Below are 20,371 nucleotides of genomic sequence, written 5' to 3'. Positions count from 1 at the left end.
CCGTGGGAAAGCGGCGAAGGTGTAAACGTCTGTCTGTCATGGTCTGCCCCCTGTGAACCGGGCCAGTGTGGCCCGTAAGTCTTCGTCTGGCAGGGCTTCCACTGCTGCCCGTATCCGCGCCGCTTCGCCTTCCGGGTCTGGAAGACCGTCCCGACGCAACACGTCCACATGCACCGCGTCTAATTCTTCGTCTGACAACGTGCCGAGGTACGCCCACGCGCGCTCTTCGCGCTGCCCGGCCCGGACTTCCAGGGCGTCTAATCGCTTCCGCTTCGCTGTCATGCCTCCCCCCACTGCCAGCGCCCCATGTCCAGTACCAGAACGGCATTCAAACGCCACCATGCCGCCATCCACCGCGCACCGGTCAGCAGCGCCGGGGCCAGCATGTACCACGTTCCCACCGCGTCCGCCCGCGCCGCTTCCGCCTCAAAGTACGCCGCGAAGGAAGACGGGTCAGCAGGCACGGGCCAGGGCTGGCCTTCCGGTGTCTTCGTGTACCGGGCGTGCCAGTCCCACGCCGCCTCACTGACCGGGTGGGGCAGGCGTGGGCCGGTTGCCAGCGTCATCAGCCGCCGCACTTCCGCCCACTGTGGCCCGCTCTGTTCCTGGCAGTCATCCCCCGCCGCGATAGCCTCCACATCTGCGCGGGCCATACGGTTAAAGACCCGCGCCCACGTCTCTTCCTTCGCCGTTTCCACTGCCGCCTGGCGCTGCGCCGCTGTGTCTTCCAGGGCTTCGAGACGTGAGACTGTGCCGCGTGCCTTCCGTTTCGCCGTCATGCGGTCCCCTCGAAGGCCAGCCGGTAAGCCGCCCGCGCGGACACGTTCAGGTCTTCGCCCCTGTCCGCTTCCCACCATGCTTCCAGCAAGTCCGCATAGCCCCGCGCGCCGCCTGCCTTCACCGTGGCCTGTAGGTCTTCCGGCAGGGCAAAGCACACGCGCCGGGCCATTTCATACAGGGTGTCCGGCTGTGGCAGGCGAAGGGCCGGGGCAGACGCCCGGACAGCCTGACGGGCTTCCAGGGCTTCGATACGCTTTCTCTTCGCCGTCATGCTGGCCCCCGGACGGCCTGCCGGTACACGGTCAGCAGTTCAGGCAGGGCCAGGGTGTCCAGTTCAGGCCGTGGGGCCGGGTTGTGTGTCCAGTCCCGGTACAGCGCCCGTAAGTCTTCCAGCGGCAGGCCGTCATATGTACCGGACGGCGTGGCCCTCGAAGTGCCGCGCGCCCGGTCTTCCAGGCGGGCCAGCCTGCCGCGCCTGCCCGTCATGCCCGGCCCCCTTCCCATTCCATCAGGGCCGCGTAGGCGTGGGCTGTGCTGACCTCTTCCGCTTCCACAGCGGCCCGGATGTGCCAGGGCGCACGGTCTAGCAGCGCGCACCCGGCCCGGTAGGCGTCCGGCGTCAGGCCCACCGCTTCCGCCGCTTCCAGGGCCAGCGGGGACAGGGGCGCACGGTCACGCGGCCCCCACACGAAGACCGCGCCCGCGTTCAGGGCTTCCGTCCGGCGCTTCCGGGCGTCCTGTGCCTCTTCCCACGTCATGCCGCGCCCCCGTGACCGTGAAGGTCCACCCACGCCTGAACGCCTCCACAGCGCCGGACTTCACTCCCCCACAGCCTGAACTCTTCCGGTGTCATGGGGGGGACGCCGTACTTGCCCATGAGGTTGTTCATCCCTCTCAGGCGCATGGCGAAGTTCTCCGGTGTTTCCTCTGGCACGGCGGGCCGCTGGCCTTCCAGCCGCGCCAGGCGTGAGCGCCGGGTCATGTGTTGTCCTGAAAGTACAGGCGCACCAATTCCGGCGCGGTCATGGCGTTCATGGTGTCCGGGTGAATCATTTCGCCGGGTCTGGGCATCTGCCCCGGTGGGGCAAACTTGCCGCCCCTCTGCCGGTACAGGTCCGCCAGCTCGTCCGCCGTCTTGCCCTGCATTTCCTCTGGCGTGATGACCGGACCCTTAAATGCGGGTGGGTGGGCCACCTTCCAGGCCCGCGCCCGTGCTTCCAGGGCTTCCAGGCGCTTTCTCTTCGCCGTCATGGCTGGCCCCACTGGACAGACAGCCGGGCCAGCGCCGGGGCCGTCAGGCCCGCGAAGTCCCCCACCGGCAGACCCACGCGCCGGGCCAGGTCTTCGAGTTGCGCCGCCGTCTTCCCTTCCAGGGCGGACAGCACCCGCGCCGCCTGGCCTTCCACCACACGCCGCCCGCACCGCGCCGCCGCTTCCGGCCCGGCTTCGCCTTCCACCACGTCCAGCACGGCGAAGAGAAGACCGGACAGGTCAGACCGGCGCACATGCGAAGCAAGGAAGGCCCGCCGCTTCGCTTCCAGGGCTTCGATACGTTTCCTCTTCGCCGTCATGCCGCGCCCCTGCCCAGCCGTGGGCCAGCGTCCGGGCTGTCTTCGCCCACCCCTGACGCTTCCAGCGCTGCTAGGCGGGCTTCCATCTCGCCTACTTCCACAATCCGCGCGTAGGCGGAAGCGCCCTGAGAGACGGCGTGAACCGCTTTCAGGCTCAGCACCGGGTCTTCTTCTTCCAGCAGTTCCCCAGCGCGGGTCAAGGCACGCCACAGCAGGGCGCGGGCGTCTTCGAGTGTGCCGGGCTTGCCGCGTCTTTTCTTCCGCTTCGCTGTCCGGGCTTCCGTCGGGTTGGGGTTGCTCATGTCTCACCACCTGGCCCAGCAAAGGGGCCGTGAATAGAAGGGGGGGGGGATGGCCGGGCCGCTCATGGCTTCCAGGGCCAGGCGCACACCGTCCAGTGTCAGTTTCCCGGCGCGCATGTGGCCCTGTCTGTGGGCCTCTAACACCGCTCCCTGTACCAGACCGGGGCCAGGTTCCACACGGCGAAGGAAAGACGCCCACCCGGCCCGCACAGACAGCGGGGCCGCGTTCTCTTCCAGGGTCAGGGCGTGGGCCAGCGCGAAGGCGTGGGGCGTCATGGCTTCCTCTTCGCCGGGTGTACGGCTTTCACTCCGATCTGAGAGGAAGGTCATGGGGCCACCGGCAGACCGGGCAGGGCTTCGCCCGCTGTGACCGCCTGGCCCACCTGGAAGGCCAGGGGCAGGCCAGCGGGTAGCAGCGCCCCGGCCCGGTCAATGATGCCCACCGCTTCCAGGACTTCGCGGGCCGCTCTGACTTCGCTCCGCTTCGCTTCCGGCAGACGGGCCAGCGCCCGCGCCGCGAAGCCCGCGCCCTCACTGTCTGCCTGACACAGATAGCGCACCCGTAAGCCTTCCAGGGTCAGCCGGGCATGTTGTGGCGTCATGGTGGGCGCGATCATGGGGCCACCATCCCCAGACCTTCGCGCCTGAGAACGGTGCGCGCCAGGGCGTCCCCTTCCGCTGTCAGTTTGCCGCGCACGATCAAGCCCAGACCACCCGCTGTAATCATGGCCGTGGTAAACCGCGCGGGCTTATTCCTGACGCACAGCAGGCCCACCGCGCGCCGCTGTGGCCCGTCCGGCATATTCCGGGCGTACACCATCAGGCACGCCCACTGAACGCCGGTCATGGGGCCACCGTTGCCCGGCGTGCGCCGTCTTCGAGCGGCACGGGTGGAAGCGGGGCCGGGCCGCTGCGCCTACCGCTGGCCCTGGCCTTATAGCCCCGGCCTATTTCTTCGCCGTCGCCACGGTAGGCCGCGCACCTGTGGCCCGCACAGATTGAAAGGGGCCGGGTGTTGTCAGGCCAGCCGGAAGAGGGACAGCCGCACGTCCCCATGTGCGCGCCCCATTCCGGGGCCACTTCCCACCGCGCACAAGTTCCACAGTGGCCCGGCTTCGCCGCTTCCGCTATCCAGTCCGGGCGGGCCAGGGTAAGCGCGCCCTTAACGGAAGTATTGACCGGCGAAGAGGAAGCGTCCGGGGCCAGGTCTTCCCACGGTGGGGGCAGGTTGTCGCATTTTGTTACAACCTCCCCGCCGCCCGCTGCCTCTGCCTTCGCCGTAGCTTCGCCTCGAAGATGGGCCAGCACTTCCGCCCGCCTGGCCTTCACCGCGTCCAGCAGGGCCACGGGTGGGCGCTTGCCCGTCAGGGCCAGGCCGTCCCCGTCCAGCGTCAGACGTGCGCCCACGGCTTCGAGTAGGGCCAGCAGACCAGACACGCCCACCGCCTGCCCGCTCACAGCTTCACCACGTCTAGCAGGTCTTCGCCTTCCAGCACGCCGCCCGTCAGGTCATCCCATGACGGGTCTTCCAGCGGGCCAGCGGGCGGCACAGCTTCCGGCGAAAGAGAAGGCACTTCTACTAAAGGTGTCCCCACTGTCCCCAGACCATCACAAAAATAATTAAAGGTGGGGACAGGTCTGGACGCCGTGCTAGCCGTGCTTCCCGTGCTGTCTGTCCCCACTGTCCCCAGTGTCCCCACTACTTCATAAGCCCCCTGTAATGGAAGGCGAAGAGTGAGCAACTGTTGACGTGAGCCGTCCGGCTTCGTGGTCTTCGCTGTAGCCCGCGTCCGGCCCCCGGCTTCCGCTTCGCATTTCATCAGCCCTTGAGGGTGAAGGCGGTCCCGCATGTTGGCCCACAGCTTCGCGGCGTCTGGCAGGATGGCCCCGGCTTGATGACTGACCGCCCGCTGTAGCTGCTCATGTAAGGCGTCTGGCAGGAAGTGGCCCCACTCATCCCCGCCTGTCTTCGAGTACCACCCCACGAGGACCGCGCCGGGCCGGGTCTGATACTTTTCCTCTTCGCCGCCGTCTGGCCCACGAAAGACGCGCCGCTCATAGCCGCACATGGGGGCCACGTCTGCCGGTGGGGGGCCACCTTCGCCCCGGTCTTCGAGAAAGACGCGGCCCTGACTCAGCAGACCGGACAGCACAGACAGCGCGCGGGCCACCGGGTCCGCTTCCGTCAGGTGTTCCGCCTGGCCCTGTGACGTCTCTTCCAGGGCCACGGTCACGCGCTGCCAGTAGGCCCGCGCCTCTTCCTGCGAGACGGCCCCCACAGCCACGGCGAAGGAAAGAAAGACTTCCCAGCCGTAGGCCAGTTCTGCCGCCGCGTCCCCGGTGCGCCCGTGCTGGCCCTCGAAGTGGGGGGCCAGTTGCCGGACGCGCGCACGCCACGCGGCCCCACCTGCCCGGACGCCCTCGAAGTTTGCCGCCGTGGCCTGAATCAGCGAAGCCAGGGCCAGCGCGTAGACACCCGCCGCCGCTTTCTCTTCGCCGTCATAGAAGGCGGCAGACTTCGCCTTATCTTTCCCGATCAGGGGCCGGGTCACTTCCACAATCACGGCCCGCGCCCGGTTGCCGTGGCCGCGCGGAAGATCTTCCGAACTGGACATAACCAGACCACGGGGCCACAGTCCGGCCCGGCTCTTCCGGTCTGCCGTGAGCGTGGCCCGGCCCTGACCGTCTGCTAGCCCCTGGAAGATGCGCGAGACAGACGCCTGAGCCTTCGCCGTATCGGATTGACTGCCAGCGGGCTTAAAGTCATCGATGAGAAAGAGGGCGTCTTTCACGGTGAAGGCGCTGCGCTCTAGGGCGTTTGCCGAGCTGTTCCACCCGTCCGGCAGATACTTTCTAGACCACCCGGCCCCGTGGTGGGCCATGACCAGGCCCATGTAGGCCGTCTTATTCCGGCCCGTCTCGCCTGTCACCCACACCGCGAAGTCTGCCGGGCCTAACGCCGCCCGGTAAGCCGCGCCCAGCACCGGCACGCTTACGCCGTCCGGGGCCAGGTCCAAGAGGGCCAGGGACGCCCGGACAGCGGCCCGGACTTCCAGGGCTTCCGCCTTCGCCGGGTCTGGCAGGGCGTAAGCGGACAGCCGCCCGGACAGTTCCACGGTCACGCCTTCCACCGCGCCGCCTTTCCCGATCACCGCGCCCGCCGTCAGGTAGACGGGGCCGTATTCCGGGTGGACGGTCCAGCCGGTGTGCTGGTACACCGTGCGCTCTGGTACGCCGCGCGCCTGGCTAAGAATCTGGATAGCGGCCCGCGCCTTATCTTTCTTGCCCTGCCCGGCGTGGACAATGCCGGACGCGCCCCACTTCGCCACCGCCCACCCCATGCCGGTAAACTCTGCCGCTGTGACCGTCACATGGGGCGGATTCATGGGCCGTCCGTCTGGGCGTGTCCCTTCCATCTCGAAGACCCGCGCGCCTTCGCCTGACCCGTCTTCCTGTGTCACTTCCGCCGCGATATAGGCCGCGAAGTCTGCCAGCGTTTCCACGCTCTCGAAGTCTTCGCCGTCTTCGCCTTTCTTCAGGGTCAGGGCGCACAGCTTCCCGGCCCGGATGCCGTAGCCGCTGCGCTTGGAAGTCCACACGGTCCCGTCTTCGCTCTGGCCCTGATCTGCTGGGCCATCTGCCTCTTCCGGCGAAGGGGCAGGCTTCCATAGGCGGGCCGCTCCGATTGCTTCCAGCAGCTTCCCACCCCGATAAGCCGCTGTCCTGTCCGGCGTGCTGAACTGGCCCACGTTGCCCAGGGCGTCACAGGCGTCTGCGTCCATCTTGTACTCACTGCCCCCGTCCGGCTTGAAACTGAACAGCCCCCGGTTCTCTCCGATCTGGTACACCCGCGCGCCCCTGGCATAGAACAGCGCCGCCCACGTCTGCCGCGCCTTATCCCCCGCCGCGTCACCATCTGCATAGATGTAAACCGCCTGACCATCTTTGACAGGTGAGACATGCGGCACAGCTTCCGAACTGGCTACGCCCTGGACGGCGAAGCCGCGCGCCGCTTCGCTGGGTGGGCCACCCGCGCCGGACAGCGCCGCGTCCAGCATGATCCGCACAGCCACGGCGTTTAGCTCACCCTCTGTAATGATGTGGGCCAGCGTTTCCCCTTCGCCGGGCAGGAAGTGGGCCGGTGCGCCCTGGCCTTTGCCGATATAGGCGTATCGATTGGCCCCGGACGCTTTCAGGTCTTCCTTGCTGCCAGGGTTGCGGACTTTTAAGGCCCACGGCTTCCCGTCTGGCCCTGTGACCTCGAAGGCCAGCGCGCCGGGCAGGATGTGGCCCGGAAGCCTGAACGTCTTCCACGGCCCACCTTCCGGGCCTTCCCTGCCTGTCCACCTGTAGGCCGCAAGCTGCCCGGTCAGGGCCACAGTCAGGCCACGCCGGGCCACTTCCACCGCTTCCGGCCCTTCGCTGTCCGGCGTCAGGCGTTCCCAGCCGCGTAGGCGCTTGACCACTTCCGTCTCTTCCAGCGGGGCCAGCTTTTCCAGTTTGCCGGTCATGCGGGCCAGGTCTGCCGCGCGCTTCCCTGTGACGCGGATTCCGGGCCGCGCCTTCCCTTCGCCGGGCTTCCACCCCTCTTCCTTCACCCCTGCCCAGTCGAGTAGCAGGGCCACGGCTTCCGGCTGTGGGATGCCTGACGAGACGAGGAAGGCCAGCGCGCCGCCCTGGAAGCCGTCACCACCAAACCGATTAAAGACCGGGCCACCCTTTCCAGCCCCGTAGGACAGAGACGGGTCTTCCTCTTCCTGCCCGTCTCGGAAGTCGCACAGCGCCCCCTCATGCTGACTGCCGATCAGGTGGGGCGTGGGCTTGCCCAGATGCGCCGCCAGACGGCGAAGCACCGCGCCGGGCGTCAGGTGGGCCAGGGCGTCAGTCAGAGCGCTCACAGCCTGACCCCGGCGAAGGGACACAGGGCGCGGGCCTGTCCCGTATTGTGTAGGCGAAGCTGTCCCGCTTTGCCCGCCCGCCCGGTCTGCACGCCGGGCGCTTTCATTTGCCCACGCGAAGCGTTTCTAGCCACGTTTCTATGTCAGTGATACGCACGAGGAAGGCGGGCCGGGCCGGACTGCCCACGTCATAGGCGGGCAATTCCTGAGAGTTGATGGCCTTATACACGCGGTCACGCGGCAGGCTGTAGCGCTTCACGAGTTGCGAAGGGCGCAGGGCCACAGGTTGCAAGTCAGCAGCGGGCAGGGCGTAGGCCGGTGCTTCCGTAGGTCTAACGGTCTGTGCGGTCACTTCTCGAAGGGTTGTCATGGGTTGCCCCGTCCCTGCCAGACTTCGCCGGTCAGGGTGTCCCGGTCTAATCCGGGCCGCGCGTCTTCTACAGACAGCAGCGGGTCTAAGCGGTAGCTGTGCGCTTCGCTTAGATCACAGGGGGAGCAAGTGGGGCCGTGGGGGGCCGTGGTCTGGCATACAGCGGACGCCGGACACGGGTACGCCGTGCGATGGGCTTAACGCGCCGGGCCAGGTGGGCGCGCCGGGCCGCCCGTTCAAGAAAGCTAAGCGCATATTCGAGACTCTTCGCCTGCCCGTGCCGCGCCGCGATCAGATGGCCTAACTCGGCACGGTAGCCCAGCACAGAAAGGGCCAGCCCAGCACCTTCTAAAAGTTCTGCCGCGTTGTACGGGCATTCACCACGGCGTAAGACCCCCGCCGCTTCGCGCAACATTTCCAGGGCTTCCAGGTCTATGCCGTCAGGATGCCAGAAGCCCAGAGGGGACGGGTAGAGCGAGCGCAAAATCCCAGCCTTACGCTCATGGAAAGCTTCCCGCACCGCCGCCCGTCTTCCCTTCGCTGTCCGGTCTGCCGGGCGTCCCTGTATCCCGGTGCGCCCTTCAGCACGGCGCTGGATAAGCCGGGACGTGGCCCTGACCTGTCGTAAGGCTTCAAGCTTCCGCGCACGCCTGACGCGCGCGCCGGTCTTCCACCAGACGCTAGGCTGTACCTCCCCACGCGCTGCCCACCTGAACCGCTCGAAGTGCGGGGCCGCATTAACAGCCGCTGCCCGGACTTCCAACGGCGAAGGCGTGGGCGGGGCCAGCTTGACAGCTTCCTCTTCGCCGCCCGCCTTCGCCCACACGATCACCGGGCCGCGTATGGCTTCCACAGACAGCGCGCCGCCGTCCGGGGCCAGGGTGTACGCCTTCCAGGCCACGCCGGACACCACCGCCGCCCACTGGGGGGACGGGTAGGCGTTCAGGGTGGGCGCGCTGGACATGGGGCCAGTGTATACGATATGGCCGGGGCTGTCCTGTAGCGTTTAATCAGCGGGTGGGCGTGGCCCATCTGTGGCCCATATGCCCCCGGAAGACAACCCACACAGCCGGACACCTGACCTCTTCCTCTTCGCCGTTTCTACCGTCTGGCACACTATCCAACTGGACAGGGCCGGAAGTGCTAGACCTGCCCGAAAGGCCGAAAGTTTAACTTTTAATCAGCGGGTTCTCGGTTCAAGTCCGAGGCGATCCACCATCAACAGGCCCGCCCAGCGCGGGCCTTCGCTTTTAGCCCAGCCCGGTTTCTGCGCCATCTGGCCCGGCGTGGCCTGCATCGGGCACACCCACTGCCCGCCAGAGCGCCGGCTGTTCTCCGAGACCACGCAGCGCGTACTTCTTTGCCCCGCCTTCCAATTCGCCCACGCTCCAGATCGGGTGTAAACTGCGTCCACCAACATCCCTGTCCGCGCCGGAGGCCGTTCGCCCCGCTCCCTCTTTTTGACTCAAAAGGATCGGTGGTCTAGGAATGCCCGTTCGTATTGTCAGTCTCGCCGCGCACAGCGGCGCTGGGAAAACCACGCTCTGCGAAGCCCTGCTGCACCACAGCGGGGCCATTTCACGTCCCGGCAGGGTGGAGGACGGCACCACCCAGAGCGACCACACCGACGCCGAGAAGGCGCACGGCTTTTCCATCACCACCGGCGTCGTGCGCCTGAACTTCGAGGGCACCGATATGACGGTGCTGGACACGCCCGGTTACGCCGACTTCGTGCGCGAGATTCGCGGCGGCATCCGCGCCGCCGACGCTGCGTTAATGGTGGTCAGCGGCGTGAGCGGCGTGGAAGTGGGCACCGAGCGCGTGTGGGCCACGGCGGACCGATTCAACATGCCGCGCCTGATCGCCATCAACAAGATGGACCGCGAACGGGCCAACTTCTCTGCCGTGCTGGCCGACCTGCGCTCCAGCCTGCCGGGCAGTGTCGCGCCGCTGTATCTGCCGATTGGCGAGGGGCCGGAGTTCCGGGGCGTGGTGAACGTCCTGACTGGGGAAACTGGAGACGGCGGCGAGGTCCCCTCCGACATGCGCTCCACCCTCAAGGAAGCGCAGGGCAGCCTGACCGACGCCATCATCGAGTCCGACGACGCTTTAATGGAACGCTTTTTAGAGGGCGAGAAGATCGGCACCGGGGATCTGCACGCCGCCTTGCTGCGGGCCATCCATGCGGGCACGCTGTATCCGGTGATTCCGGTCAGCGCCACGACCGGAATCGGTCTTCCGCAACTGCTGGAGCTGATGGTCACGGGTCTGCGCAGCGCCCGCGAGCGTGGTCCCACCACCGGGCTGGACGGCCAGAACCGCGAGCCGACGCCCGACGCGCCCTTCAGCGCCCGCGTGTGGCGGGTCAGCATCGACCCCTTCGTGGGCAAGCTGGCGTACATCCGCGTGTATAGCGGCACCCTGAGGCCCGGCGATACCGTCCTGAACACCACGCGAGGCGATACCGAGGTCAAGCCCGCCCACCTCTACCTGGTAGGCGGCAAGGAGCTGACCGAGGTGCCGGAGCTGCGGGCCGGAATGATCGGCGTGCTGACCAAACTGACCGATCTGCACGCCGGGGACACGCTGGCCGATCCCGCCCACCCGATCCAGTACGACGCGCTGTGGCTGCCCGATCCGGCGCATACGGTGGCCCTGCACCCGGCTGGCCGCCAGGACGAGGACAAGCTGGGCGCGGCGCTGACCCGCCTGATGGAGGAAGACCCCACCCTGCACTTCCGGCGTGACCCGCAGACCGGGGAGCAACTGCTGAGCGGCATGGGCGACATGCACCTGACGATTGCCGCCGAGAAACTGGCCGCGCAGGGCGTGACCGTGACCACCACCACGCCGCAGATTGCGTACCGCGAGACCATCCACGCCGCCGCCGAGGCGCAGGGCAAGCACAGGAAACAGAGCGGCGGCCACGGGCAGTACGGCGACTGCACCATTCGCATCGAACCCGGCGAGGATTTTGAATTCAGGAGTGCGGTGGTGGGCGGCGCGATTCCTGGCAAGTACCTGCCCAGCATCGAGAAGGGCGTTCAGGAGGCCATGATCAAGGGCAGTCTGGCAGGCTACCCGCTGCAAGACGTGCGTGTGACCGTGCTGGACGGCAGTTATCACGATGTAGACAGTTCAGACATTGCCTTTCGGATGGCAGGGGGAATGGCGTTACGCAACGCGCTGGAGAACGCCCGGCCCGGCCTGCTGGAACCCGCCGTATTGCTCAAGGTCCGCGCGCCCGCCTCGTTCACGGGTGACCTGATCAGCGACCTGCAAACGCGCCGCGCCCGCGTGCAGGGCATGGACACCGGCGGCACGGTCATCACCATCAGCGCCGTGGTGCCGCAGGCGGAGCTACAAAGTTACAGCGCCGATCTGCGCTCGTTGACGGGGGACCGGGGGGCCTTCAGCGTCAAACCGCACGGCTACCAGGACGTGCCGGACCATCTGGCGAAGAAGATTATTGAGGAGAAAAGGGCGGAGGTGGCTGCGGGCTGAACATGACCACCCCCCTCTGGGAAATCAGGCACCTGCTGCTCCAGGCATTTCCAAGGATTGAAGACGAGTTGGAGGATTCGGGTTCAAACTATCTAGACGTCGCCACCGCCGCGAGAGGAGCCGTAGCTGCGGCCACAGAGGATCAGGACTCCGAACTTACCGCCCTATTCGCCTGCGTGGAACGTCTGTTCGTAGAGGGCGATCAGGAGGTTCGGACCTTGATGGGAGCAGGATTGATAGAGGGATTGCAAAATCACGCGGTCAATCAATCAGGCGCTTGCGAACCCCCAGCTTGACCCCGACGTGTTCCTGTCGTGGCTCGGTCCCGCCTCGCTGGCATGCTGGCGAGAGATGCTCACGACATTCGGACATGACTCGGAAAGTCTTGAAGCTGTTGTTGAGAAGGAGCGGACCTACCGCGATCCACAATCCATGACAAGGCTGGAACTTCAGGGTCAAAGAAGAAAGGCTCGGCGCAGTGTTCGCAGAAAAACGTGATCTTCAGAGCGGGCTGCAAAAAGCCGTCCTCCCTGTTCCCCATCTCCTGCTGAGCGCGTAGCATCCTCTTCATGCCTCAAGCCGTGATTGCCGACCTGCGTTCCGACACCGTTACCACGCCCACCCCCGAGATGCGCGCCGCGATGGCCTCGGCGGCGGTGGGCGACGACGTGTACGGCGAGGACCCCACCGTCAACGAGTTGCAAACCGAAGTCGCCCGCCTGACCGGACATGAGGCGGGCCTGTTCATGCCGTCCGGCAGCATGACCAACCAGGTGGCGATTGCGCTGCACACCCGCCGGGGCGAGGAGGTCATCTGCGCCGAGGGCAGCCACATCTACGAGTGGGAGCTGGGTATGATGGCGGCCTTTTCCGGCGTGGTGCCGCGCTTCGTGCCTGCGCCGCTGGGGGTGCCGGACCCCGAACAGGTGCGCCTGGCCGTGCGCCACAGCATCCATCAGTCGCCCACCGGATTGATCAGCCTGGAAAACACCCACAACAAGGCGGGCGGCACGGTTATTCCGCTACAGGTCATCGAGGCAATCCGCGCGGTGGCCGAGGCCGAGGGCCTGCCGTTGCACCTGGACGGCGCACGGGTCTTCAACGCGGCGGCGGCGCAAGGCGTGCCGGTGTCCCAGATCACGCGGCACTTTCACACCGTCAGCGTGTGCCTCAGCAAAGGGCTGGGCGCACCCGTGGGCAGCGTGCTGGTGGGCAGTGCCGGGGCCATGAAACAGGCCCACCGCTACCGCAAGATGCTGGGCGGCGGCATGCGCCAGGCCGGGGTGCTGGCCGCCGCCGCTCTGGTGGCCGTGCGTGACGGCCCCGTCCGACTGAAGGAAGACCACCGCCGCGCCCGCCAACTGGCCGGGGCGCTGGCACACGCGGGCTTCGACGTAAATCTGAGTGCCGTCCAGACCAACATCATCTACGCCACCCTGCCCGACGCCGCCCAACATGTGGCGAAATGGGCCGAGCAGGGCGTGCTGGCAAGCGCGCTGGGGCCGGATTCGGTGCGCTTCGTGCTGCACCATCAGACGGGGGACGAGGCGCTGGCGGGTGCGATCGAGGTGCTGACGCAAGCGTAGAGCGTGGGTTTGCTGCTCCTCCTTCCTCAAGAATCCTCCCCCTTTCAGCGGAGGCGTGTCCCGTGGGCGGCGCTGTACCCTCTGTGGCATGACCGCGCCCGACACCGATCCCCCCGCTTCCCAGGTCTGGCCGGACGGGCCACAGCTCCCGAAGCCGCCCGCTGGTATCCGCGCGGTGGACGGCAACCGCGCTGCGCTGAGCCTGCTGGTGATTCAGAACGTGGTCTCGGCGCTGCTGATCGCCCAGCGCGTGCCGCTGGGAACGGCGCTGCTCGGCTCGTTCGTGGTGGTGGTGCTGGCAGCGTTTCTGTTCTTCCGACCCACCGTGCGGGCGCTGGCCCAGGACACCCGCTGGCGCACGCCGCCGTCGTGGGGGCTGGCGCTGGCGGCCTTTGTGCTGGCCTTTCTGGCGTCCCGCGCCTTTGCGCTGGCCTACATCACCTTTTTTCCCAGCGCGGCGGACTCGGTGCCGCAGTTCCTGAGCAGCGGGCCGGACCTGTGGGCGCTGCTGCTGGCGGCAGGGATTCTGATTCCCTTCGCCGAGGAAGTCGCCTTCCGGGGCCTGCTGATGCGCGGCCACGAGCGGGCGGCGGGCTTTACGGTGGCCGCGCTGACCTCTACCTTCGCGTTCTCAGTGGCGCACGGCGTTCCGGCCAGCATCGCCGGGATTCTGCCGCTGGCCTACGTGCTGGCGCGGCTGGTGCAGCACAGCGGGAGCCTGTGGAACGGCGTCATCGTCCACGCGCTGAACAACACCCTGGCGGTGGGCCTGGGCGCATTCCTGGCCGGCAAGAACCTGGGCAACCCGGCACGGGCCACTGAACTGCTGAGCAACCCGGCCCTGAGGCTGCCGCTGGCGCTGGGTGCATTGCTGTTCGGCGTGGCGGTGCTGGTGGTCCTGCACCTGTGGCTGACACCCCGGCCCGACATGCAGGAGCGCAGCGCCCCCGGCCCGTGGCTGAGTCTGGCCTATGTGGTCATCGTGCTGTTCGGCGCGGTGGCGGTGGCCCTGAGCTTTCCGCAGGTGGGGCTGTGGTTTTCCGATCTGAGAAGCGCGCTGTTCTGATCAGACTTCTGTGTCCCGCGCCCCAGCCGCTAGCATGGCGGGGCTTATGGCCTCTCCCCGCAAGTCCAGCAAGAACAGTCCACCGGCTCCGCTGCCAGAGCCGCCCACCCCTGCCACGCTGCTGGTCAGCCCAGGCAGCTTCGTGGCGCAGCTCAATGAGGTGGATCTGGTGTGGTGGCGCTACATCTGGGTGCCGGTGGTGGCCGGGTTGCTGGGCGGCGTCGCCTACACGCTGCTGGTGCGCCACGCGGCAGCCTTCGCGGCGGCGAACAGCGGGGTGGCCGGACCCAACTTCGCCACCTCCGCCGTCAACACCCTGGGGACTACCTTTTTAAGCGTGTTCATCTTCGTGCTGATGTGGGGCTTTGGGCGGGTGGGTGCTGGCTTTAGGGGACGGGCGGCGGAAGTCTACGGGGCCAGCTTTGCCCTGATGCCGCCGCTGTACCTGCTGGTGATCGTGGTCACGGCCCTGACCCCCGCCGCCGCCTTCCTGCCCGACGCCGCCCGCGTCAGCGCCCTGGGGAGCGATCCCCGGCTGCTGGAGCGCGCCGCCCTGGCCCAGACCTTCCAGACCTCCGCCGGGTTCGCACTGGTGGTGGTCACGCTGCTGGGCACGGCAGCTCAGTTCGGCCTCGTCTACGCCGCCTTCCGCCGCCTGACTGAGCGGCCCATCCAGGCGGTCATGGGCACGCTGCTGCCGCTGCTGCCCGCGCTGGCCATCCAGTTGATCGGAGTTTCACCGCTCCTGTTTGCGAGGTGAATGCGAGGTAAAGAGGCCAGCAGGAGATCACCCTTTTTCCACCGTGAAACAGAGATCCACTGGGCAGGCCATGACCTCAGGTGGGTTGCACTTTCTCTAGCCCGCAAAGACACTCCGTGCCGGGTCCCACAACCGCCACAGCTCATAGATGCCCATCAGCAGGTGCAGCACCAGTTTGGCGGCCAGCCCGGTCAGCAGGCCCACCAGCGTTCCCCACGCGGAGCGCAGCGCGTCCGGCAGGTTCTTGCGGACCAGCAGCAATTCGGCCAGCAGCGCCCCCACCAGCGGCCCCACGATCAGCCCGAAGGGTATGAACAGCCCGGCCAGCCCGCCAATCAATGCCCCCCAGATCGCCTGTTTGCTGCCGCCGTAACGCCGCGCCCCCCACGCCGAGGCCAGGTTGTCCACGAAGCCAATAAGAATGGTCAGCGCCCCGAAGGTCAGCAGGAACGGCAGGTCTGGCCACACCTGGAAGCCGTCCAGCAGCGTCGCGCCCAGCGCCCCTAGAAAGATGATCAGTGTGGCGGGCAGCACCGGCACGAACGTCGCCACCATGCCCACGGTCCAGGCGACCAGAAAAATCAGAAAGGCGAGGCTCATATCGCTGCACAGTACGGCGCGCAAGGGTCTGAAGTTCCGCCCCGGCTCTTGCGTTCAAACTTTCAACACGCCATGAAAAAGCCCCCACCGTGAAGTGGGGACCATACTGTTGGTTGCAGGGACAGGATTTGAACCTGCGACCTCCGGGTTATGAGCCCGACGAGCTACCAGACTGCTCTACCCTGCGTGACCGTGATGAACTCTAAACTTTCTACGTGCCTCACGCGGTCTTGCTCTTCTCAGCGCTTGGGAATAGTACAGCCCCCTGCCCGGACTGTCAACTGTGCCTGGGGTTGCCATAGTGCACAGAGGGTAAAAACCGGAGTTCCTCGTCACGTCCGCATCTCTGTGGACACCCTTCTGAAGAGGCTGTGTAGAGACTTACCAACACTATTTCGCCCGGAGAGGAAGCGCTGACTTTATAGTTTAACGGTCTTGAAACCTGCGAACTTCAGAATAGAGCGGTGCTGGACGCGGAGGCGATATGAACGAACCCTGGCCCACCCTGGGCAACCATGACTGAAGCCCAACCCCGGTCCCTCGCCTACCGCCCGGAGCTGGACGGAATGCGCGCCCTGGCGGTGCTGGCCGTCATCTTCTACCACTTCGAGATTCCGCCCTTCCGGGGCGGCTTTATCGGGGTGGACATCTTCTTCGTGATCTCCGGTTTCCTGATCTCGGGCATCCTGCGCCAGCAGGTCGAGACCGGCACGTTTTCCTTCGTCCAGTTCTATGTCCGCCGTTTCCGCCGCCTGATTCCCGCCTCGATCGCCGTGATCGCCGTGACCAGCCTGCTGGCCACGCTGCTGTTCTCCCCGGAAATGCTGGCCAACCACGGCAAACTGAGCGTCATGGCGGCGTTCTCGCTCGCCAACCGGGAGCTGTACTTCGCGTCCGGCTACTTTGACCCCAGCGCGGCCACCAAGCCGCTGCTGCACATGTGGTCCCTAAGCGTCGAGGAGCAGTTCTACTTCGTGTGGCCCGCTTTCATGCTCCTGACTCTGCGCTTCGTGGGCAAGAAGGCCACCCCGTGGGTGATCGCCGCCGTGAGCGTCGTTTCGCTGGTCTTCTGCGTGGTGTCCACGCAGCGTCTGCCGCAGGCGGCTTTCTACATCACGCCGTACCGCATATTCGAGTTCGGCTTCGGAGCGCTGCTGCTGTGGCTGCCGCTCTCGCTGGAACGCCGCTTCGGTCAGGTCACCGGCCTGGTGGGACTGGTAGGTCTGCTGGTGATGGCCGGCGTGCTGTCGGACGCCTCCACCTTCCCCGGCTGGAACGCCGCTGTGGTGGCCCTGTTCAGCGCCGCGCTGATTCACGGCAGCCGGACGGGCCTGGTGCACCGCCTGCTGAGCCACCGGGCCACCGTGAGGCTGGGCGTGCTGAGCTACTCGCTGTACCTGACGCACTGGCCGGTCTACGTGTTTTACCGCTTCATCGCCCTGCGCGAGCTGGGCGTGGCGGACAAGGCGCTGCTGCTGGGACTCACGGCTGGGCGCTGTACGGTTGGGTCGAGCGGCCCTTCCGGCTGGGGCGGCGGGACCACAAGGACCACGGGCGGCGTCCGGCCCGGCTGTATCCGGTGGCCGCGCTGTACGCCCTGGTGATCGGCGCGGGCGCGGTGGCCCTGACCACCGACGGCCTGCCGGACCGCGCGAGGGTGAACGGCGTGGTGGCCCCCACCTCGGAGACGCTGGAGCGGGCGCAGTCCAAGTTCTGTCAGGGCAAGGACCCGCAGCCGCTCGTCACGTGCGCCACATCGGAAGACCGGGGCAGCTCGGTCTACGTCTGGGGCGACTCGCATGCCCGGCACCTGACTCCGGGACTGGCCGGGGCACTGCCGAAACAGAATGTCAAGATCATCTATACCTCAGCCTGCGTGCCGCTGTGGGGCGTGTCCGAGCTGCCGTATGCCCGCTCACGCACATCCAGGCGCGAGTGCGCGGAGCGCAACATGGCGGCGCTGGGATTCCTGAAAGCGCTGCCCCCGGTCCCGGTGATCATCGTGGCCCGCTGGAAGAACTACCTGACCACCCCCGAATTGCAGCGCGTGGGTCGTGAAGGCTTAAAGGACGTGACGCGGCAACTGGAGCGCAGCGGGCACCCGGTCACGGTGATCGGCAACGTGATCGAGCCCGGCCCGGAGGTGATCGACTGCCTGCGCTCGCCGGACACGCCGCTGACCCCGCGCGCCCGCTGCCAGCCGTTCGGCAGCGCCGCCCAAGCGTCCCTGGAAGCCAATGCGGCCCTCAAGGCGCTCGGCCCAGTGTTCTTCGATCCCACGCCGGTATTTTGCACGCCGGAGTGCCGTGTCGCCGACGGCCAGACCATGCTGTTCCGGGACGGCCATCACCTGACCGACGAAGGCTCGCGGCTGCTGGCACAGGCCCTGGTGCGGGCTGCGCCGCTCCTGGCCGGGGGCCAGGCAGGCGGTGCGGGACGGTAGAAGACGTGGCAGTGAGAGTCCTGGGCAGGTCAGGTGACGGCAGGTCATCTTGTCAATGTCGAACAGACCCTCCGACTTCACTCGGGATGACACTCTTCCTGGGACGCCTGCTTTAGGCTGTAGGAGTGACTGGTGTGCCGCCGCTCATCACCCCGCCCGAGATCGCGGCGCGCAAGCTGCGTCATGTGGAGGCGTGCCTGCTGCCCGCAAGCCAGTACGCGGGCGTGACCACCGGGCTGGAAACTGTGCCGTGGCCCTACCGCGCCCTGCCCGAGCGCAACCTGAGCGAGGTGGACCTGACCACCACATTCCTGGGTTACCGTCTGAGCGCCCCGGTTTTAATCGGTGCGATGACCGGCGGAGCCGAGCGGGCTGGGCGCATCAACGCCAATCTGGCGCGGGCGGCGCAGAAGCTGGGCTTGGGACTGATGCTGGGGTCGCAGCGCGTGATGCTGGAGCGCCCCGAGACCGCCGCCACCTTCCAGGTCCGCGAGACCGCTCCCGACATCCTGCTGATCGGCAATCTGGGCGGGGCGCAATTCTTGCTGGGCTACGGACCGGAAGAGGCGATCCGCGCCGTGCAGACCGTGGGCGCAGACGCCCTAGCGATTCACGTCAACCCCTTGCAAGAAGCCTTGCAGGGTGGCGGCAACACGAACTGGGCGGGCCTGACCGCGCGCCTGGCCGAACTGCTGCCGGCCCTCCCCTTCCCGGTGATTTTGAAAGAGGTGGGGCATGGGCTGGACGTGTGGACAGTAGCTGCTGTTTCAGGACTGGGATTCGCCGCGCTGGACGTGGCCGGGGCGGGCGGCACCAGTTGGGCGCGGGTGGAACAACTGGTGGAACACGGCGTGGTGCGGACCCCCGATCTGTGCGAGGTGGGTGTGCCGACGGCTCAGGCGTTGCGTGAGGCCAGGAGGGCAGCTCCAGACATGCCGCTGATCGCCTCCGGGGGCATCCGCACCGGGCTGGACGCTGCCCGCGCGCTGAGGCTGGGCGCGGGGGTGGTGGCTGTGGCCCGTCCGTTGCTCGCGCCCGCGCTGGACAGCGCCGAGGCCGCCGAGGACTGGCTGGCCAACTTTATCCAGGAGCTGCGCGTGGCCCTGTTCGTCGGCGGTTACGCGGACGTGTCGGCGGTGCGGCATTCGGGCGTTCCATCCAGGGCGTCCTGCACTGAACCGGGCTGATCGCCCTCCTCAAGTCGCTCCAGCACCGCCTGCTCCAGCCTGCCCAGCCGCCGCGTGGCTGGATCGGTGGCAATGATCAGCGCCAGGGCAGTGGTCAGCGCGGCAACGGCCAGATGCACCCGGAACGTGTCCAGATCGAGGAAAACGAGTCCCACCGCCAGTCCCGCGCCCAGCAGCAGCACGGACAGACTTCTATCCGGATAAAAGCTTCCCGTGACCCGCAGTGAGTTCCAGCGCAAAAAGGCCAGTGTCAGCAGCGCCAGCGCCAGCGAGGCAGCCACCAGCCGCTGGTCCCCGGCAGCCTGGGCTGTCCCGGCGGCGGCCAGGCCGTGACCCAGCCCCACGCCCAGCACCACCGCCGCCAGCGTGAAGGGCAGGTGGCCGTACAGCCACGCCAGCATGCGGCCCACCCGCTGCTCCACCCGTGCCCCCAGCAGCGGCAGCGCGCGGGCCTGATCAAAGTACATGCGCCACAGCGCCACCGCCGTCACGATGGCGGCCAGCGCCGGAATCAGGTTGCCCGCGTCCAGCGCCTGCTGGCGGCTGCCGCCCACGATCTCAGTGACAATCGCCCCCAGCGCGATGATCTGGAGCAGGCCCACGCGTTCGGGCAGATGGCCCTCGTGCGGCAGGGCGTGGCGGCTGTGGTTGCGGATCACCACCGGGGTCAGCACGTCCAGCAGCAGCGCGGCGCACCACAGCCCGATCTGAACTGCCGAGCCGCCCGGCAGCGCCGCCGACAGCAGCCACAACGCCGCCGCCGCGCCAAAGGCCAGCGACATGCGCCCGGCGAAGGCGGCCACCGCAGGGCCGCGCCGCGCCACCGCCACGTACAGCCCCGCCTGGATCACCCGGTTGGCCCCGTAGGCCAGCGCGAAGGCGGCCCCCGTGTCCATCAGGTCCCCGCGCAGCGTCAGGGCGATCATGCCCAGCGACACGAGCTGCGCCAGCGTGCCCCAGCGGTAGGTGCGGGTCTCGTTGCCGTAGCGGGCCGCAAAGGTGGCGTTGCCCGCCCAGGCCCACCACACCGCCACGAATAGCAGCCCGAAGCGCAGCAGGCCCGCCGCATCTGGCGACTGCCCCAACCGCTTAGCGAGCTGATCGAAGGCCACCACGAAGATCAGATCGAAAAACAGCTCCAGCCAGGACACCTTCTGTTCCTGGTAGACCGATTCGCCCTGGTCCGGCTGGTCAGGGGCAGGCACCTCGCCTGGCCTGTGGATGTTCACTTCGTCGGGGTGGCTGTGGGTCACTGCCCTGATGTATCAGACGGGCCAGCAGTCCACCGTAAGCCGCCTCGCATC

General features: G+C 67.3%; 26 protein-coding genes and 1 tRNA gene. 8 read left to right on the top strand and 19 right to left on the bottom strand.

Going from position 1 to position 20,371, the window contains the following annotated elements; translation table 11 throughout:
• Positions 1-36: 36 nt before the first annotated feature.
• The 16 genes from Q322_RS22960 to Q322_RS0100940 all read right to left on the bottom strand — a co-directional run bounded on the left by Q322_RS22960 (position 37) and on the right by Q322_RS0100940 (position 8,885).
• Positions 37-282 (bottom strand): hypothetical protein, encoded by a 246-nt coding sequence (locus tag Q322_RS22960; protein ID WP_156952812.1) that lies wholly within the window; start codon positions 280-282, stop codon positions 37-39.
• Positions 279-779 (bottom strand): hypothetical protein, encoded by a 501-nt coding sequence (locus Q322_RS0101005; protein WP_029475058.1) that lies wholly within the window; start codon positions 777-779, stop codon positions 279-281. The genes Q322_RS22960 and Q322_RS0101005 overlap by 4 nt, the downstream gene beginning before the upstream one ends.
• Positions 776-1,051 (bottom strand): hypothetical protein, encoded by a 276-nt coding sequence (locus Q322_RS0101000; protein WP_029475056.1) that lies wholly within the window; start codon positions 1,049-1,051, stop codon positions 776-778. Before Q322_RS0101000 ends, Q322_RS0101005 begins: the two co-directional genes overlap by 4 nt.
• Positions 1,048-1,266 (bottom strand): hypothetical protein, encoded by a 219-nt coding sequence (locus Q322_RS0100995; protein WP_029475054.1) that lies wholly within the window; start codon positions 1,264-1,266, stop codon positions 1,048-1,050. Before Q322_RS0100995 ends, Q322_RS0101000 begins: the two co-directional genes overlap by 4 nt.
• Positions 1,263-1,538 carry a hypothetical protein gene (locus Q322_RS0100990; RefSeq protein ID WP_029475052.1) on the bottom strand — a complete coding sequence of 92 codons (276 nt, stop codon included), beginning with the start codon at positions 1,536-1,538 and terminating at the stop codon, positions 1,263-1,265. Before Q322_RS0100990 ends, Q322_RS0100995 begins: the two co-directional genes overlap by 4 nt.
• A complete protein-coding gene (locus tag Q322_RS0100985) occupies positions 1,535-1,762 on the bottom strand; it encodes a hypothetical protein (protein WP_029475051.1) in 228 nt (75 codons plus the stop codon). Before Q322_RS0100985 ends, Q322_RS0100990 begins: the two co-directional genes overlap by 4 nt.
• The gene (locus Q322_RS0100980) at positions 1,759-2,031 is read right to left on the bottom strand and encodes a hypothetical protein (protein ID WP_029475049.1); all 273 of its coding nucleotides are present in this window, start codon (positions 2,029-2,031) and stop codon (positions 1,759-1,761) included. The genes Q322_RS0100985 and Q322_RS0100980 overlap by 4 nt, the downstream gene beginning before the upstream one ends.
• Positions 2,028-2,351, bottom strand: a complete 324-nt coding sequence (locus Q322_RS20445) for a hypothetical protein (RefSeq protein ID WP_029475047.1) — start codon at positions 2,349-2,351, stop codon at positions 2,028-2,030. Before Q322_RS20445 ends, Q322_RS0100980 begins: the two co-directional genes overlap by 4 nt.
• Positions 2,348-2,653: a hypothetical protein gene (locus Q322_RS0100970; RefSeq protein WP_029475045.1), complete on the bottom strand. Its 306-nt coding sequence runs from the start codon at positions 2,651-2,653 to the stop codon at positions 2,348-2,350. Before Q322_RS0100970 ends, Q322_RS20445 begins: the two co-directional genes overlap by 4 nt.
• 3 nt (positions 2,654-2,656) lie before the next feature.
• Positions 2,657-2,929, bottom strand: a complete 273-nt coding sequence (locus Q322_RS0100965; protein ID WP_029475042.1) for a hypothetical protein — start codon at positions 2,927-2,929, stop codon at positions 2,657-2,659.
• Positions 2,930-2,979: 50 nt separating this feature from the next.
• The gene (locus Q322_RS0100960) at positions 2,980-3,270 is read right to left on the bottom strand and encodes a hypothetical protein (RefSeq protein ID WP_029475040.1); all 291 of its coding nucleotides are present in this window, start codon (positions 3,268-3,270) and stop codon (positions 2,980-2,982) included.
• Positions 3,267-3,500: a hypothetical protein gene (locus Q322_RS0100955; protein ID WP_029475038.1), complete on the bottom strand. Its 234-nt coding sequence runs from the start codon at positions 3,498-3,500 to the stop codon at positions 3,267-3,269. Before Q322_RS0100955 ends, Q322_RS0100960 begins: the two co-directional genes overlap by 4 nt.
• Positions 3,497-4,111: a hypothetical protein gene (locus Q322_RS22955; protein WP_156952811.1), complete on the bottom strand. Its 615-nt coding sequence runs from the start codon at positions 4,109-4,111 to the stop codon at positions 3,497-3,499. Before Q322_RS22955 ends, Q322_RS0100955 begins: the two co-directional genes overlap by 4 nt.
• Positions 4,108-7,551 (bottom strand): hypothetical protein, encoded by a 3,444-nt coding sequence (locus tag Q322_RS0100950; protein ID WP_029475036.1) that lies wholly within the window; start codon positions 7,549-7,551, stop codon positions 4,108-4,110. Before Q322_RS0100950 ends, Q322_RS22955 begins: the two co-directional genes overlap by 4 nt.
• Before the next feature lie 103 nt (positions 7,552-7,654).
• The gene (locus Q322_RS20440) at positions 7,655-7,921 is read right to left on the bottom strand and encodes a MerR family transcriptional regulator (RefSeq protein WP_029475034.1); all 267 of its coding nucleotides are present in this window, start codon (positions 7,919-7,921) and stop codon (positions 7,655-7,657) included.
• 109 nt (positions 7,922-8,030) lie between these two features.
• Positions 8,031-8,885: a hypothetical protein gene (locus tag Q322_RS0100940; RefSeq protein WP_029475033.1), complete on the bottom strand. Its 855-nt coding sequence runs from the start codon at positions 8,883-8,885 to the stop codon at positions 8,031-8,033.
• A gap of 524 nt (positions 8,886-9,409) precedes the next feature.
• Between Q322_RS0100940 and Q322_RS0100935 the strand changes: the two genes are divergently transcribed.
• From Q322_RS0100935 to Q322_RS0100910, 5 genes are all read left to right on the top strand, one after another.
• Positions 9,410-11,425, top strand: coding sequence for an elongation factor G (locus Q322_RS0100935; RefSeq protein ID WP_029475032.1), 2,016 nt, complete (start codon positions 9,410-9,412; stop codon positions 11,423-11,425).
• A gap of 2 nt (positions 11,426-11,427) precedes the next feature.
• Positions 11,428-11,721: a DUF7674 family protein gene (locus Q322_RS0100930; protein WP_029475031.1), complete on the top strand. Its 294-nt coding sequence runs from the start codon at positions 11,428-11,430 to the stop codon at positions 11,719-11,721.
• Between the two features lie 273 nt (positions 11,722-11,994).
• Positions 11,995-13,011, top strand: coding sequence for a threonine aldolase family protein (locus Q322_RS0100920; protein ID WP_029475027.1), 1,017 nt, complete (start codon positions 11,995-11,997; stop codon positions 13,009-13,011).
• A gap of 88 nt (positions 13,012-13,099) precedes the next feature.
• Positions 13,100-14,077 (top strand): CPBP family intramembrane glutamic endopeptidase, encoded by a 978-nt coding sequence (locus Q322_RS0100915; RefSeq protein ID WP_029475025.1) that lies wholly within the window; start codon positions 13,100-13,102, stop codon positions 14,075-14,077.
• Between the two features lie 46 nt (positions 14,078-14,123).
• Positions 14,124-14,837, top strand: a complete 714-nt coding sequence (locus Q322_RS0100910; protein WP_051667963.1) for a hypothetical protein — start codon at positions 14,124-14,126, stop codon at positions 14,835-14,837.
• Between the two features lie 96 nt (positions 14,838-14,933).
• Here Q322_RS0100910 and Q322_RS0100905 read toward each other — a convergent pair whose 3' ends face one another.
• The gene (locus tag Q322_RS0100905; protein ID WP_029475021.1) at positions 14,934-15,437 is read right to left on the bottom strand and encodes a DUF456 domain-containing protein; all 504 of its coding nucleotides are present in this window, start codon (positions 15,435-15,437) and stop codon (positions 14,934-14,936) included.
• A 110-nt stretch (positions 15,438-15,547) separates the two neighbouring features.
• Positions 15,548-15,624 (bottom strand) — tRNA-Met (locus tag Q322_RS0100900).
• A gap of 328 nt (positions 15,625-15,952) precedes the next feature.
• On the opposite strand from Q322_RS0100900, the gene Q322_RS0100895 reads away from it, so the two are divergent.
• The 3 genes from Q322_RS0100895 (at position 15,953) to fni (ending at position 19,067) form a co-directional block, all read left to right on the top strand.
• Positions 15,953-17,041 (top strand): acyltransferase family protein, encoded by a 1,089-nt coding sequence (locus Q322_RS0100895; RefSeq protein WP_051667961.1) that lies wholly within the window; start codon positions 15,953-15,955, stop codon positions 17,039-17,041.
• The gene (locus Q322_RS21470; protein ID WP_029475017.1) at positions 17,017-17,880 is read left to right on the top strand and encodes an SGNH hydrolase domain-containing protein; all 864 of its coding nucleotides are present in this window, start codon (positions 17,017-17,019) and stop codon (positions 17,878-17,880) included. Before Q322_RS0100895 ends, Q322_RS21470 begins: the two co-directional genes overlap by 25 nt.
• Before the next feature lie 134 nt (positions 17,881-18,014).
• A complete protein-coding gene (gene fni, locus Q322_RS0100885; protein ID WP_051667959.1) occupies positions 18,015-19,067 on the top strand; it encodes a type 2 isopentenyl-diphosphate Delta-isomerase in 1,053 nt (350 codons plus the stop codon).
• On the opposite strand, the gene Q322_RS0100880 is transcribed toward fni, so the two are convergent.
• Positions 18,998-20,320 (bottom strand): low temperature requirement protein A, encoded by a 1,323-nt coding sequence (locus Q322_RS0100880; protein ID WP_034417205.1) that lies wholly within the window; start codon positions 20,318-20,320, stop codon positions 18,998-19,000. The two genes, fni and Q322_RS0100880, sit on opposite strands and share 70 nt — an antisense overlap.
• Between the last annotated feature and the right edge of the window lie 51 nt (positions 20,321-20,371).

Origin of the sequence: Deinococcus frigens DSM 12807 (genome assembly GCF_000701425.1) — a bacterium.
Taxonomy (GTDB): Bacteria; Deinococcota; Deinococci; order Deinococcales; family Deinococcaceae; genus Deinococcus; species Deinococcus frigens.
Note: the sequence above shows the minus strand (reverse complement) of the source record. Positions and strands in the feature narration are given on the sequence as shown.

Excerpts from the sequence above, each read along its gene's own strand:
- Q322_RS22960 (WP_156952812.1), bottom strand. The coding sequence starts at position 282 with ATGACAGCGAAGCGGAAGCGATTAGACGCCCTGGAAGTCCGGGCCGGG.
- Q322_RS0101005 (WP_029475058.1), bottom strand. The coding sequence starts at position 779 with ATGACGGCGAAACGGAAGGCACGCGGCACAGTCTCACGTCTCGAAGCC.
- Q322_RS0101000 (WP_029475056.1), bottom strand. The coding sequence starts at position 1,051 with ATGACGGCGAAGAGAAAGCGTATCGAAGCCCTGGAAGCCCGTCAGGCT.
- Q322_RS0100995 (WP_029475054.1), bottom strand. The coding sequence starts at position 1,266 with ATGACGGGCAGGCGCGGCAGGCTGGCCCGCCTGGAAGACCGGGCGCGC.
- Q322_RS0100990 (WP_029475052.1), bottom strand. The coding sequence starts at position 1,538 with ATGACGTGGGAAGAGGCACAGGACGCCCGGAAGCGCCGGACGGAAGCC.
- Q322_RS0100985 (WP_029475051.1), bottom strand. The coding sequence starts at position 1,762 with ATGACCCGGCGCTCACGCCTGGCGCGGCTGGAAGGCCAGCGGCCCGCC.
- Q322_RS0100980 (WP_029475049.1), bottom strand. The coding sequence starts at position 2,031 with ATGACGGCGAAGAGAAAGCGCCTGGAAGCCCTGGAAGCACGGGCGCGG.
- Q322_RS20445 (WP_029475047.1), bottom strand. The coding sequence starts at position 2,351 with ATGACGGCGAAGAGGAAACGTATCGAAGCCCTGGAAGCGAAGCGGCGG.
- Q322_RS0100970 (WP_029475045.1), bottom strand. The coding sequence starts at position 2,653 with ATGAGCAACCCCAACCCGACGGAAGCCCGGACAGCGAAGCGGAAGAAA.
- Q322_RS0100965 (WP_029475042.1), bottom strand. The coding sequence starts at position 2,929 with ATGACGCCCCACGCCTTCGCGCTGGCCCACGCCCTGACCCTGGAAGAG.
- Q322_RS0100960 (WP_029475040.1), bottom strand. The coding sequence starts at position 3,270 with ATGATCGCGCCCACCATGACGCCACAACATGCCCGGCTGACCCTGGAA.
- Q322_RS0100955 (WP_029475038.1), bottom strand. The coding sequence starts at position 3,500 with ATGACCGGCGTTCAGTGGGCGTGCCTGATGGTGTACGCCCGGAATATG.
- Q322_RS20440 (WP_029475034.1), bottom strand. The coding sequence starts at position 7,921 with ATGACAACCCTTCGAGAAGTGACCGCACAGACCGTTAGACCTACGGAA.
- Q322_RS0100940 (WP_029475033.1), bottom strand. The coding sequence starts at position 8,885 with ATGTCCAGCGCGCCCACCCTGAACGCCTACCCGTCCCCCCAGTGGGCG.
- Q322_RS0100935 (WP_029475032.1), top strand. The coding sequence starts at position 9,410 with ATGCCCGTTCGTATTGTCAGTCTCGCCGCGCACAGCGGCGCTGGGAAA.
- Q322_RS0100930 (WP_029475031.1), top strand. The coding sequence starts at position 11,428 with ATGACCACCCCCCTCTGGGAAATCAGGCACCTGCTGCTCCAGGCATTT.
- Q322_RS0100920 (WP_029475027.1), top strand. The coding sequence starts at position 11,995 with ATGCCTCAAGCCGTGATTGCCGACCTGCGTTCCGACACCGTTACCACG.
- Q322_RS0100915 (WP_029475025.1), top strand. The coding sequence starts at position 13,100 with ATGACCGCGCCCGACACCGATCCCCCCGCTTCCCAGGTCTGGCCGGAC.
- Q322_RS0100910 (WP_051667963.1), top strand. The coding sequence starts at position 14,124 with ATGGCCTCTCCCCGCAAGTCCAGCAAGAACAGTCCACCGGCTCCGCTG.
- Q322_RS0100905 (WP_029475021.1), bottom strand. The coding sequence starts at position 15,437 with ATGAGCCTCGCCTTTCTGATTTTTCTGGTCGCCTGGACCGTGGGCATG.
- Q322_RS0100895 (WP_051667961.1), top strand. The coding sequence starts at position 15,953 with ATGACTGAAGCCCAACCCCGGTCCCTCGCCTACCGCCCGGAGCTGGAC.